16 protein-coding genes are annotated in these 12,585 nt (G+C 62.5%); 3 read left to right on the forward strand and 13 right to left on the reverse strand.

Translation table 11 applies throughout. The features are described from left to right. Nucleotides 1–30 precede the first annotated feature (30 nt). A complete protein-coding gene (locus tag J2857_RS15000) occupies nucleotides 31–291 on the forward strand; it encodes a DUF1344 domain-containing protein (protein WP_037084286.1) in 261 nt (86 codons plus the stop codon). 56 nt (nucleotides 292–347) lie between these two features. Here the strand turns inward: J2857_RS15000 and J2857_RS15005 are convergent, their stop codons facing one another. From J2857_RS15005 to J2857_RS15020, 4 genes are all read right to left on the reverse strand, one after another. Next, nucleotides 348–935, reverse strand: a complete 588-nt coding sequence (locus tag J2857_RS15005; RefSeq protein WP_210010913.1) for a histidine phosphatase family protein — start codon at nucleotides 933–935, stop codon at nucleotides 348–350. Between the two features lie 22 nt (nucleotides 936–957). After that, a complete protein-coding gene (fabI, locus tag J2857_RS15010; RefSeq protein WP_038584258.1) occupies nucleotides 958–1,776 on the reverse strand; it encodes an enoyl-ACP reductase FabI in 819 nt (272 codons plus the stop codon). Nucleotides 1,777–1,926: 150 nt separating this feature from the next. Then, on the reverse strand, nucleotides 1,927–3,051 hold the full coding sequence (locus J2857_RS15015; protein ID WP_210010914.1) for a DnaJ C-terminal domain-containing protein: 1,125 nt from the start codon (nucleotides 3,049–3,051) through the stop codon (nucleotides 1,927–1,929). A gap of 274 nt (nucleotides 3,052–3,325) precedes the next feature. Beyond that, complete coding sequence (locus J2857_RS15020) at nucleotides 3,326–3,784, reverse strand: RT0821/Lpp0805 family surface protein (protein WP_210010915.1); 459 nt, start codon at nucleotides 3,782–3,784, stop codon at nucleotides 3,326–3,328. 64 nt (nucleotides 3,785–3,848) lie between these two features. Between J2857_RS15020 and pdxH the strand changes: the two genes are divergently transcribed. Then, nucleotides 3,849–4,469: a pyridoxamine 5'-phosphate oxidase gene (gene pdxH / locus J2857_RS15025; protein ID WP_210010916.1), complete on the forward strand. Its 621-nt coding sequence runs from the start codon at nucleotides 3,849–3,851 to the stop codon at nucleotides 4,467–4,469. A 15-nt stretch (nucleotides 4,470–4,484) separates the two neighbouring features. Here the strand turns inward: pdxH and J2857_RS15030 are convergent, their stop codons facing one another. Together J2857_RS15030 and J2857_RS15035 are read right to left on the reverse strand one after the other, a co-directional pair. Next, a complete protein-coding gene (locus J2857_RS15030; RefSeq protein WP_210011690.1) occupies nucleotides 4,485–5,468 on the reverse strand; it encodes a polysaccharide deacetylase family protein in 984 nt (327 codons plus the stop codon). 164 nt (nucleotides 5,469–5,632) lie between these two features. Continuing rightward, nucleotides 5,633–6,424: a sulfite exporter TauE/SafE family protein gene (locus J2857_RS15035; RefSeq protein ID WP_210010917.1), complete on the reverse strand. Its 792-nt coding sequence runs from the start codon at nucleotides 6,422–6,424 to the stop codon at nucleotides 5,633–5,635. Nucleotides 6,425–6,554: 130 nt separating this feature from the next. On the opposite strand from J2857_RS15035, the gene J2857_RS15040 reads away from it, so the two are divergent. Continuing rightward, entirely contained in the window at nucleotides 6,555–6,863 is a 309-nt protein-coding gene (locus J2857_RS15040; protein ID WP_210010918.1) for a pyrophosphatase, read from the forward strand. Nucleotides 6,864–6,866: 3 nt separating this feature from the next. Here J2857_RS15040 and maiA read toward each other — a convergent pair whose 3' ends face one another. The 7 genes from maiA to J2857_RS15075 form a co-directional block, all read right to left on the reverse strand. After that, a complete protein-coding gene (gene maiA / locus J2857_RS15045) occupies nucleotides 6,867–7,508 on the reverse strand; it encodes a maleylacetoacetate isomerase (RefSeq protein WP_210010919.1) in 642 nt (213 codons plus the stop codon). 18 nt (nucleotides 7,509–7,526) lie between these two features. Then, complete coding sequence (tldD, locus tag J2857_RS15050) at nucleotides 7,527–8,942, reverse strand: metalloprotease TldD (RefSeq protein ID WP_210010920.1); 1,416 nt, start codon at nucleotides 8,940–8,942, stop codon at nucleotides 7,527–7,529. Between the two features lie 81 nt (nucleotides 8,943–9,023). After that, nucleotides 9,024–9,800 (reverse strand): SURF1 family protein, encoded by a 777-nt coding sequence (locus J2857_RS15055; protein ID WP_210010921.1) that lies wholly within the window; start codon nucleotides 9,798–9,800, stop codon nucleotides 9,024–9,026. Between the two features lie 67 nt (nucleotides 9,801–9,867). After that, complete coding sequence (locus J2857_RS15060) at nucleotides 9,868–10,743, reverse strand: cytochrome c oxidase subunit 3 (protein ID WP_210010922.1); 876 nt, start codon at nucleotides 10,741–10,743, stop codon at nucleotides 9,868–9,870. A gap of 51 nt (nucleotides 10,744–10,794) precedes the next feature. After that, a complete protein-coding gene (locus J2857_RS15065) occupies nucleotides 10,795–11,430 on the reverse strand; it encodes a cytochrome c oxidase assembly protein (protein ID WP_210010923.1) in 636 nt (211 codons plus the stop codon). Nucleotides 11,431–11,439: 9 nt separating this feature from the next. Beyond that, nucleotides 11,440–11,577 (reverse strand): hypothetical protein, encoded by a 138-nt coding sequence (locus J2857_RS15070; RefSeq protein ID WP_210010924.1) that lies wholly within the window; start codon nucleotides 11,575–11,577, stop codon nucleotides 11,440–11,442. Next, nucleotides 11,577–12,533 carry a heme o synthase gene (locus tag J2857_RS15075; RefSeq protein ID WP_210010925.1) on the reverse strand — a complete coding sequence of 319 codons (957 nt, stop codon included), beginning with the start codon at nucleotides 12,531–12,533 and terminating at the stop codon, nucleotides 11,577–11,579. Before J2857_RS15075 ends, J2857_RS15070 begins: the two co-directional genes overlap by 1 nt. Between the last annotated feature and the right edge of the window lie 52 nt (nucleotides 12,534–12,585).

Raw genomic sequence — 12,585 nt, forward strand, 5'->3', positions numbered from 1 at the left:
ACATTACCGACCTCATCGAGGCTTCCGACCATGCGCATCCTGATTGCTGCTCTGCTTGCCACGGCCAGCGTCTTTTCGCCCCTCAACAGTTGGGCGCAAAGTGCCGACGTCGAAGCCACGATCAAGGCCGTCGACGCGAAGGCGCTCAACTTCACGCTCGACGATGGAAAGACCTACAAGGTGCCCGAGGAGTTCAATTTCGAGGGCTTGAAGGCCGGCGTCAAAGTGCTCGTCTTCTACACGGTTGTCGATGGCAACCGCGTCGTCGACGATCTCCAGATCGTTCAGTAATATTGCGGAATTAGCGAAGTATAATTTAGAATATCTGCTGCGCCGTTTCAGTCCCGTCAGAGCCATTCGATCCGGTTGTTGCGGGTATCGACCTCAAGGATGCGGTCCTGCGGGGTCGGAACGGTGGCCGCCTCGTCTTCGTCGAGGTTTCCGATCAGCCGGAAGAGCGAGCGGATCACCCCGCCATGGCTGACGCAGACGGTCGGGCCGTCGAGGGATTGCAGCCATGCGCCGATCCGCCAGCAGAGGATCTCATAGCTCTCGGCAGACGCCCCCGGCGGGATGAAACTCCACTTCTGCTCGGCCCGGGCGGTGAGCCGGTCCGGAGAAATGTGGCTGATTTCATCGAGGGTGTAGCCTTCCCAGTCGCCGAAGGAGACTTCGACCAGCCGTTCGTCGGTTTCGTAAGCGAGGGGATCGAGGCCCATGGCGCTTCGTAGCCGTTCCATGGTTTCGCGGGTACGCGACAGGGGGCTGGCGATGAAGCGGAAACCGTCGGCTGCGCCGATCATCTCGCGCAGCCGCTCGCCGTTCCGCGTTGCCTGGGAACGGCCGAGCGCATTGAGCGGAATGTCCTGCTGGCCCTGGAGCCGGCCCTCGGCATTCCAGTCCGTCTGCCCGTGGCGGATCATGTAGATGAGCACGGCAGACGTCCCTGGAAGAGCATCAGTCCTTGATGACCGAAATGTCCGGCGCATCGACGGCCTTCATGCCGACGACATGGTAGCCGCTGTCGGCGTGATGGGTTTCGCCGGTGACGGAGCGCGACAGGTCGGACAGCATGTAGAGGCCGACATCGCCCACTTCCTCGATGGTGACGGTACGGCGCAGCGGCGCATTGTATTCGTTCCACTTGAGGATGTAGCGGAAGTCGCCGATGCCGGAAGCGGCAAGCGTCTTGATCGGCCCGGCCGAGATCGCGTTGACGCGGATGTTCTTCGGACCCAGATCGACGGCGAGATATTTGACGCTGGCTTCGAGCGCAGCCTTTGCGACGCCCATGACGTTGTAGTTCGGCATGACCTTTTCGGCACCATAATAGGTGAGGGTCAGCATCGAGCCGCCATCGGTCATCAGCTTTTCCGCCCGCCTTGCGACGGACGTAAAGGAATAGACCGAGATCTGCATCGTCTTGGCGAAATTGTCCGCCGAGGTATCGACGTAACGGCCTGTCAGCTCGTCCTTGTCGGAAAAACCGATCGCATGCACCAGGAAGTCGATCTTGCCCCAGTGCTTTTCGAGATTGGCGAAGACTTCGTCGATGGTCGATTCGTCGCCGACGTCGCAATGGCCGGCCATGTAGGCGCCAAGTTCGGCGGCGAGCGGCTCAACGCGCTTCTTGAGTGCATCGCCCTGGTAGGTGAACGCGACTTCCCCCCCATGCTGGTGGATAGCCTTGGCAATGCCCCACGCGATCGAACGGTTGTTGGCAACGCCCATGATGAGACCGCGTTTGCCTGCCATGAGGCCGGAAGCCTGAACCATACATAGTCCCCTGATACCTTAGATGAACGCTGCCTATGACATAGGCAGCTCTAGGGTTCAAGCAGACTTGGATCATCTCGTGTTAGTGGCCGTAACAAAGGGTGCGCAGCGGTGAATACCGACGCAAAACTGTCATACTCGGGGCCGCCTTCAGACATACAGCCCGTGGCGCATGTGCCTCATCAGATCGGTGACCTTTTCGTTCGGCTTTTCCCACAGGACGACGCGCAGTTCGACCACCAGATCGCCGCGACCGCCCGCATCGTCATGGAGGCCAAGGCCGTTCAGCCGGACCGTCTGGTCGGAACCGGACCATGCCGGAATGCTGATGTTGCGGTTGCCTTCCGGCGTCTCGACCGAGGCATCGCCGCCAAGCACGGCATCTTCGAGCGAGATCGACAAGGTCGTGTGGAGGTCGAAACCTTCGACGCGGAAACGGCTGTCGCGGGCAACCTTGATCGAGGCCAGAAGGTCGCCGGATTTCATGCCGGTGAGCTTGAGGCCCTGGCCCTTCAGCCGTGCCACATGGCCATCTGTCATGCCCTTTTCCAAGGCGAAGCGCACGTCGCGGTCGTCGGCCATTTTCAGGGTGATCGTGTTGAGTTTCAGGAGGTCCTCGACGGTCACCGTGGCCTCGACGGAGATATCCGGAGCCTTTTCCGGCGTCGGCGTCGTGCCGCGGAAGCGGCGCACGATGGATGCGATGAGGTCGATGGCAAGGGCGGGCAGGGGAGGTCTTTCGCCGCCGGATGCCTCAGTCTTGGCCGCTTCGGCCGATTCACCATTTGCCTGCGACGAGCCGGTCGGGTGAGATTTTGCCTGTTCGGCTGCCGCAGCGCCGAAGATGCGCTCGATCATGTCTTCAGGCGTTTCGCCTGCCGGGCCGGACTGATTCTGGGGCTGAGCCTGCGATTGCGATTGGCCGCGAGCCTGCGCCTGCGACTTGGCGTTCTGCGCATTGGCCTTGGCGAGTTCTTCCATGACCTTTTCGGCGTTGGCCTTGGCGACCTTGGCACGTTCGGCCGCTTCGCGGGCGGCATTGCGCTGCTGCATGATGGTCTGGTGCATCTCGGCGGCCTTGTCGTATCGCTTGCGGCGCTCAGGGTCCTTCAGGACCTCGTAGGCCTGGCCGATCTCTGCGAAACGGCTCGTCGCAGACGGATCGTCCTGGTTTTGGTCGGGATGAACGGTCTTGGCCTTGGCGCGCCAGGCTGCCTTGATTTCGTCGGGCTCGGCATTGCGCTTCACGCCAAGAAGAGAATAGGGATCACGCATTGTGGGACCACCGGTTACTTGAAACGGCAGGCCCCCGCTTGATCCTTGGACCCCCGATACTCGTCACAACTCCGACAGCCATCGGCCGGTTCCTCATGTTCCGGGCAGACTGCTGCTTACATCCAGCGAGCCTATGTTAGGACTTGTGAATCAGTAGTTACGCGGCCGCCAGTCGTAGTCGTTAAGGTAAACGAATGGTTTCCGGCGGTTTTCGCGGAACCGCCTGAAACGGATTTTGCAGCGCGCGAGTTTTTGGGGGAAGGCCGGACCACGACTACTGGCGGTCGAAGGCCGTCAGCATCCAGTCCCCGCTATTGGTCAGGCAGGTCTGCCCGGAGAACATGGCGATACCCTCGTAGGAATGTCGCGTGGTCGTGAAGGCGCGGCAGATCTGCTCGCCGTTGCGGGCCTCGTGGATCTGGGAGACGACGCCGGCGCTGCCGGTTGCCGTATTGGCCCAGGGGACCGAGGCCGTGCCGACTTTGGCAAGGTCGGCCGAGGAGACAGCGTTGCGCACCGTCGCTTCATCGGAAAGTGCCGCACCAGTATGCTGAGGCGCGCCAGGCACGGTGCCGGTCGCGATCGAGCGGTCGACTTTTGGGGAACTTCCGAAGAGATCGAGGCTGCTGGTACAACCGGCAAGAGAAAGCCCTGCAAGGCAGAGGGCTCCCGCCCGTCTGCCGAGGAGAAACGACCTCTTTGTGCGGCTCTTCGACTTTGCTATCACTACCACCGTGCGTCCTGTCCGACTGAAAAACTCGGGCATTTTTCATGAGATTGGGAGTATTTTAGTCAATATGTCTGAGAGCGGGTTAACAACTGGTGACTTCACCGCCGAGAACGAGCCTTTCGCGCTTTTCGGTTCCTGGCTGAAGGATGCCGAGAGCTCCGAACCCAACGATCCGAATGCCGTAGCGGTTGCGACCGTCGATGAGAACGGCATGCCGAACGTTCGCATGGTCCTGTTGAAGGGGTATGACGAGAACGGGTTTGTCTTCTATACCAATTTCGAAAGCCAGAAGGGCCGCGAGATCCTCGGCCAGAAAAAGGCGGCCATGTGTTTCCACTGGAAATCGCTGCGCCGGCAGGTTCGCCTGCGCGGCGAGGTAGAGGTGGTGAGCGACGCGGAGGCGGACGCCTACTACGCCTCGCGCGCCCGCGGCAGCCGCATCGGCGCCTGGGCGTCGAAACAGTCCCGGCCGCTCGAAACCCGCTTCGCGCTCGAAAAATCGGTGGCCGAATACACCGCCCGCTACGCGATCGGCGACATTCCGCGCCCCCCCTACTGGTCCGGTTTCCGCATCAAGCCGGTATCGATCGAGTTCTGGCACGACCGCCAGTTCCGCCTCCACGACCGCATCGAATTCCGCCGCTCCGTCGCCGACGGTCCGTGGGAAAAGGTGCGGATGTATCCGTAAAGGGGAGGGCGGCTCTCACCGCCCGATTGCAAACGGGATGCCTGAGGCGAGCGCTGAGACGTAGCGCGGCTGCTGGTAATAACCGTTGAGCGAGATACGCGGCAGGCCGGTGAGCCTGCTCACGTATTTGGCGCAGAGCGTGCCGGGCTGCGTCGTCACCGCAACCGAAAAGCCGAGCTCCCTGGCGATGCCGTAGTCGCGCTCGGAGACTGCGGCGCGGCTGCCATAGGGATAGGCGATCGTGTCCGGCCGATCGCCGGTCAGCGCCTCGATCCAGTCGGCCGACTGCTTCATCTCCGCGCGGGCGTCTTCCGCAGAAAGCCGGGCGACGGCCCTGTGGCTCGTCGTATGGGCACCGAGCGAAGCCAGCGGATGGGCGGCGACCGAGCGGAGTTCCTCGGCATTCATGGTGAGGTCGGCGGTGATCTTCAGCGGATCGACGTCGTGCTTTCTCGCCAGGGCATCGATCCGCGAGACCGCAGTCGACTCCTCTACTTCCAGGACATAGCTTGAGAAGCGGTCGAAGGCATCGAATTTTCTCGCCTCGGAGGTAAGGTCGAGCACTTCAGGGCCGCCGCCGAAATCGAACGTCACTTCCCGTTCGCGGCCGAGAAGTTCGGCGACCGTCTCCCACCACAGCGAATGGCTTCGTTCGGCAAACCCGCGGGTCACGAATATCGTGAAGGGCACGCCGTGGCGGGCAAATACGGGCAGCGCGTATTCGGCATTGTTGCGGTAGCCGTCATCGAGTGTGAAGGCCGCGAACGGCTGCTTGGTCGGCGCGGCAAGCCGTGCCGGCACGGCGCTCAAGGGGATAAACTCGTAGCCTTCGGCTGAAAGCCGTTCGATCGCTTCGCCGAGGAAATCCGGCGTCACTTCCAGATGGCCGCTCGGCTGCAGCGGCCGGCTCTGTTTCGGCCGCACGTGATGGAGCGTGAAGATGGCGCCGTGGCCGCGCGCATTGGGCATCATCCCGGCACGGGCGAGTGCCGCGGCCATGTCGAGGCCACCGGCGACAAGCCGGCGTTTGACATCCCGGCGCCAAAGCGCCTGAAACCTCTCCCTGGTATTCCCCACCGCGATCACGCCCACGTTACTTCGGTGAGGGCGACCCTACCCCGGACCAGTTAAGTCTTGCTGAATAAGCAGAGGCCTGATCTTGGTCAGGGCCGCAGCGCATCGAAAAGCGGCAGGCTGACGATCGCCGCCATGGCGATCAGCAGGAAGCAGATGCGCCGAAAGGTGCCTTCGGAGGCAAAACCGAACAGTTTCGAACCGGCGATCACACCGAGGCCGTAACCCGGCCCGGCGATCAGCGCGAGGGCAAGAACATCGAAGGTCAAAAGACCGCCGATGACATAGGCGGTGGCCGAGATCACCGTCGCAAGCGCGAAATAGAGGATCAGGTTGGCGCGCACGGTGAGCGGCGGAATGGCGCCACCGAGCCAGTAGGCGACGACCGGCGGACCGGAAAGCTGCGCCGCGCCGCCGAACAGGCCGGCAAGCGCCCCGACGCCGATCGTCAGCGGCGTCTTCGGCTTGCCATGATAACGCCAGCCGGAAATCAGGAAGATCAGCAGAAAGAGCACGACGACCGAGATCAGCCACCTGAGCGCCGTCGGATCGATCAACGCCAGCAGCGTCGTGCCGGCCGGCACGCCGACCAGCGTACCGATCAGCATCGTGCCCACCTCGCGGCGGTTGGCGCGCTTCCAGCCGTCCGGCACCATGCCGAGCGTTGTCACTCCGTCGATGACAAGCAGCAGGGCAGGGGCAATCTTCGGCCCGACGGCGGCACCTGCGAGCGGCACGAAGATCAGCGCGCCGCCGAAACCCGAAAACCCGCGCGCCAGCCCGGCGATCAGCGCGGAGAGGAAAAGAAACACGAGCTGCGCCGGACCATGGCCCGGAATCCATGCGTCCAGGAGGGCGGAGATCGGGTTTGCGGTGTCCATGAAGAATGCCGTGATGCGGAGGGGCTTGGGATGGCCCGCACCTGCCGGGATTTGCGCGGGTATGTCAAGCAAACCCTCTGGACAGGGGGCGAGAATCGGCATCCTTCTGTGGATACAAAAGGAGAACATCATGCTGGCCAAGCTCACCGACCAATTCGAGGCGGCGTCCGCGACATATGCCGAAACCTATGGGATGGTGCGCGATCCGGACTGGTTTGTCCTGAAGCTGCAGGAAGAGATGGGCGAACTGACGCAGGCCTGGAACCGCAAGACCGGCCGCGGGAGGAAGAAGGGCAGGAGCGACGAGGATCTCAGCCGCGACCTCGCCGACGAAACCGCCGATCTGCTCGGCCATGTCCTGCTGTTTGCTCGTACGAACGGGCTCGATCTGGCGGCGGCGATCGAGCGGAAGTGGCTGTTCCGGCCGGATGAAGGGTGAGGCTCAGGGGCCAATTGTACCCGGAAAATCCGGCTGTGCCTCCGGGCGCGCTAGGCGGAAGGCCTCCAGGCCGATGCAGTTTTCTTCGACGGCCAACAGTTCCGGATAGATTGAAAGATCACAACCGAGCCTGCGCGCGTTGCTCAATTGCGGAACGAGATGCAGATCCGCCCATCCAGGTTCATCGCTGAAACAGAAGGCAAAGCGTTCGTTTCGATCAAGCAGGCTTTCTTCCAGTGCGTTCAGTCCCAGCGTCAGCCAGTGCGAAACCCATTGATGCACTTTCGCTGGATCGAGTTCCAAATCCGCCTGGAGAAACCGGCGTACCCGCTGAACGGTAATGGAGTGCATTTCGGATGCGATAAGCCCTGCGAAACCACGAGCTTGTGCTCGGAGCAGTGGATCTTTCGGCAGGAGCGCGGGCAGGGGATGGGTTTCCTCGAGATAGTCGAGGATCGCCGACGACTGGGGAATGATCTGCCCGCCAATATCGAGTGCCGGCAATAGTCCCTGCGGGTTGAGGCGCCGGTATTCCCCCGGCGCCAATGACCCTACAGGCACGTAGATATAAGGAATGGCTTTGAGGTTGAGCGCTATGCGCACCCGTTCGCCGGCTGAATTCTGCCATCGTGATAAAAGGCGCATAGCATCTCCCGAAATGCCTTAAGCCTTCGTCCCACCCACTGTCACCTGATCCATCCGCAGATGCGGTTGTCCCACGCCGACCGGAACCCATTGGCCGCCCTTGCCGCAATTGCCGATGCCGGTGTCGAGCTTCATGTCGTTGCCGACCATCGAGACGCGGCGCATCGCATCCGGACCGTTGCCGATCAGCATCGCGCCCTTGATGGCGGGGCCGATCCTACCGTCCTCGATCATGTAGGCCTCGGTGCAGCCGAACACGAATTTGCCGGAGGTGATGTCAACCTGGCCGCCGCCGAAGGAAACCGCATAGATGCCCTTCTTCACCGAAGTGATGATCTCTTCCGGGGTTTTATCGCCGCCGAGCATGTAGGTGTTGGTCATGCGGGGCATCGGCGTATAGGCATAGCCCTGCCGGCGGCCGTTGCCGGTCGGTTGAACGCCCATCAGCCGGGCGTTCTGGCGGTCCTGCATGTAGCCGACCAGCCTGCCGTTTTCGATCAGCACGTTGTAGGCCGATGGAGTGCCTTCGTCGTCTATGGTGAGTGAGCCGCGGCGGTTGTCGATCGTGCCGTCATCGACGACCGTGACGCCGGGCGCCGCGACCATCTCACCCAGCAGGCCGGCAAAGGCCGAGGTTTTCTTGCGGTTGAAATCACCTTCCAGCCCGTGGCCGACGGCCTCGTGCAGCATCACGCCCGGCCAGCCGGAACCGAGCACGACATCCATCGTGCCGGCGGGTGCGTCGATGGCGGTGAGATTGACGAGCGCCTGGCGCAGCGCCTCGTCGGCGCCGGTCTGCCAGTTGCTTGTCGTCACGAAATCGCCGAACCCGATGCGGCCGCCGGTGCCGAACGAACCGCTCTCCTGCCGGTCGCCGTCACCGACGACGACGGAAATGTTGATGCGGGTCATCGGGCGGATGTCCTGCATGCGATGGCCGTCGGCGCGAAGGATGTCGACCACCTGCCAGCTTGCGGAAACGGTGGCCGTCACCTGCCGCACCTTGTCGTCCTTGGAGCGCAGATAGGCGTCAATATCGGTAAGCAGCTTGACCTTCTCTTCGAAGCTGGGGCTGCCGATCGGGTTCTCGTCGCCATAGTACTTCTTGTTGGTGCGCTGCGGGGCTGCCGCATAGGAGCCGGAATAACCGGCGGTGACGGCGCGGACCGCATCGGAGGCGCGCGAAAGTGCTGCCGCCGAAAGTTCGCCCGCATGCGCATACCCGACCGCTTCACCGGCGACTGAGCGCAGGCCAAAGCCCTGGTCGGTGTTGAAGGAACCGCCCTTCAGGCGGCCGTTGTCGAAGGTCAGCGATTCCGCCTGGGCATGTTCCACGAAAAGCTCGCCGTCATCGGCGCCGGTGAGCGCCTCGGAGAGGATCGAGCGCAGCTTGGTCTCGTCGCAGTCGAAAAGGTTGAGAAGGTCGGTGTTCATGGGTGCTCCTTCGGCGCTGTCCTTGTGAAGACGCGCGCTCTGTTCCAACCGATGTAGGTCCGGGGAGGGACCGAAGCAAGCCTATCCTGCGGGCCAGGCGCGTTTGCGGCGGAAGATCATGCCGATGACGACGGCGATCAGGGCCGCGGCAAGCCCGTACCAGGTCACTGCATATTGCAGGTGGCTGTTGGGGAGGTCGAACTGGGTGACGCCGCCTTTGGGCCAGCCGCCCGGATTGACGACCGACGCGTCCGCATCCACGAAGAACTGCACGACCCCGGCGGGGTCGATCCCGGTGGTGGAGGCCATGGCATCGAGATCCTTCCAGTAGAAGATGTTCTTCGCCGTATCGTTGTTCGGCACGATGGAGGATGGCTTTTCGCCAAGCCGCACCCGCGCATAACCGGTGACGGTCTGCTGGCCGACAGCCTCTCCGGCGGCGCGGGTCTTCGGGTCCTTCATCTCATAGGGCACGAAACCGCGGTTGACGAAAAGGACGCGGCCATCGGCAAGCGTCATGGGGGTATAGACGTAGAATCCGGTCTGCCCATTGAAGGTCGCGAAGAAATGCCGCTCCCTGGCGTGATCGAATTTCCCGGTGACCGATACCCGGCGGTATTCGATATCCCCGCCGGATTTCCGGATCGCCTCGATATCCGATAGCGCAACGGGCGCGGCGGCGCGGCGCTCGGCGATATCGGCGAGCAGGCCCTCCTTCCAATGCAGCCGCTCCACCTGCCACGTGCCCAGCGACAACAGGATGGCGAGCGCCGCCAGCACCACGGCGGCAGTCGCGATCACCCGGCCACGGCCGGGTGCTTTATCCGATGCGGTCGGGAAGGGAGGCTTGGTTGCCATTCGTTTCGATCCTCAAAAAGCAGAAGGGCGGCTCATCGCCGCCCTCCCCGAATTCATGTCCCCTCGGTCAGTGGGCGAGCGGTGCACCCCAGCCGCCCCAGACGTAGATGGCGAAGAACAGGAACAGCCAGACCACGTCGACGAAGTGCCAGTACCAGGCGGCCGCTTCGAAGCCGAAATGCTGGGTGGGCGTGAAGCCGCCGGCCACCGCGCGCAGCAGGCAGACCAACAGGAAGATCGTGCCGATCAGAACGTGGAAACCGTGGAAGCCGGTCGCCATGAAGAAGGTCGCACCGTAGATCGAGTTCGAGAACGCGAACGGAGCGTGCATGTATTCGTAGGCCTGGACGCTGGAGAACAGGATGCCGAGCGCGACGGTGAGCGCGAGGCCCGTCACCAGGCCCTTGCGGTCGCCGTGCAGCAGCGCATGGTGAGCCCAGGTGACGCAGGTTCCCGAGAGCAGCAGAATGATCGTGTTGTAGATCGGCAGGTGCCAGGGATCGAGCACCTCGACGCCCTTCGGCGGCCATTGACCGCCGAGGAACTCGACGCGAGTGGCCTGGATCGCCTCGTTGGCATAAAGGCTCGCATCGAAGAAGGCCCAGAACCATGCGACGAAGAACATCACTTCGGAAGCGATGAACATGATCATGCCGTAACGCAGATGCAGCGAGACGACGCGCGTATGCGCACCCGAATTGCCTTCCTTGATCGTGTCCGACCACCAGCCGACCATCGTATAGAGGATGATGGCAAGACCGATGTAGAAGAGCCACGGCGTGGCAAGATCCAGACCGAAGATGTGGAATTGGCCGCCATGCAGATAGCGCATGTAACCGACGCCGCCAAAGGTCATGACGAAGGCGCCGATCGAGGCCAGGATCGGCCATGGGCTCGGATCGATGATGTGGTAGTCGTGATTTTTCTGATGCGCGTCGGCCATGTCAGAACCCCCGGATGAATGCCTGTTTCGCCGGAAAACCGGCGAATCCTCTTAAAGTTTCCCTGTGCCCGTCTTCGGGGCGTCTGTCTTCCGTCCTTCCGGCAGAGCGGCGACCGGTTTGCCCGGCTCGCTCGGATAGAAGGTGTAGGACAGGGTGATCGTCTTGATGTTCTTGGTCTCTTGGGCCGTGGCGAACTCCGGGTCAACGAAGAATACCACCGGCATCTGGACCGACTGGCCGGGCTGCAGCGTCTGCTCGGTGAAGCAGAAGCATTCGACCTTGTTGAAATAGGCGCCCGCTTCCATCGGCGTCACATTGAACACGGCGCTTCCCGTCGTCGGCTTGGACGAACGGTTGGTCGCCGTATATTCGATCTGCACGGTCTCGCCGATCTTCGGGTTGACCGACTTGGCGGGCTTGAACTCCCAGTTCAGGCCCGGCGAGATGTTGGCGTCGAACGTGACTTGGACCGGCTTGTTCAGGATCTTGTCGGAATACTGTTCGACGCGCTGGGTCGTGCCGTTATAGCCGGTCACCTGGCAGAACAGCCGGTAGAGCGGCACCGAAGCATAGGCCGCGCCGACCATGCCGGCCACAAAAATGGCACAGCCGGCGAAGATCGCGCTGTTGCTGACCCGCTTTGCCTGCCCGTTCTGCGCCTGACCGTTCCGAACCACGTCCGTCATCGCTTCACCCTAGTTCCCGACTCCGCCGATTTTCACCAGCGTCATGATGTAGAAGAGGACCACGAGCCCGGCGAGAACGATGCCGAGCGCGACATTGCGGTTGCGGCGCGACTTCCTCTGGGCTTCGCTGAGCTTGACGGTTTCCATCACAGCAGACCTCCCACGAGGTGCGGCAGTCCGGCCAGCAGCCGGTCGGCCAGCAGGCCCGAGAAGATCGCAAAGAGGTAGACGATCGAATAGGCGAACATCTTCTTCGCCGGCATCATCTTCTCGTCGCCGTCGGGCATGCGCCGGACGGCGATGGAACAGATGACGAAGATCGCGCCGAGCACGGCCGCGAAGATGCCGTAACCGAGGCCGGCAAGGCCGGTGAAGGTCGGAGCAACCGCGATCACCGCGGTCAGCACCGCGTAGACGATGATCTGGTTTTTGGTCGAGGCCTCGCCTGCGACATTCGGCATCATCGGCACGCCGACCGAACCGTAGTCACGCATCTTGAAGAGCGCGAGCGCCCAGAAATGCGCAGGCGTCCACAGGAAGATGATCAGGAAAAGCAGGATGCTGTCGAGCGAGACGCCGCCCGTGACGCAGGCCCAGCCGATCATCGGCGGGAAGGCGCCCGAGGCGCCGCCGATGACGATGTTCTGCGGCGTCGAGCGCTTCAGCCACATCGTGTAGACGACGGCGTAGAAGAAGATCGTGAAGGCGAGCAGGCTGGCCGAGAACCAGTTGACCGCGAGGCCGAGGATGACCACCGAGAAGACAGACAGCGTCAGGCCGAAGGCGAGCGCTTCCCGGGGCAGGATGCGGCCGGCCGGAATCGGGCGCTTGGCGGTGCGGGTCATGACCGCGTCGATATCGGCGTCATACCACATGTTGAGCGCCCCGGAGGCGCCGGCACCGACGGCAATGCAGAGAATGGAAATCACGCCGAGGACGGGATTGATCTGACCCGGCGCGAGGATGAGACCGGCGAATGCGGTGAAGACCACGAGCGACATCACCCGTGGCTTCAGGAGTTCGAAGAAATCGCGCGCGCTCGCTTCCGAGAGGCGTGAGCCTCCATCGGTGCCGAGAGCGTCGTGATTGTCCATAACCGTCATTAAACCGTCCTGTCTGGTATTTCAGGGTATCGCGTTGCCGCGATACCCTTCT

It is taken from the genome of Neorhizobium galegae, assembly GCF_017877055.1.
GTDB classification, from domain to species: Bacteria; Pseudomonadota; Alphaproteobacteria; order Rhizobiales; family Rhizobiaceae; genus Neorhizobium; species Neorhizobium galegae_D.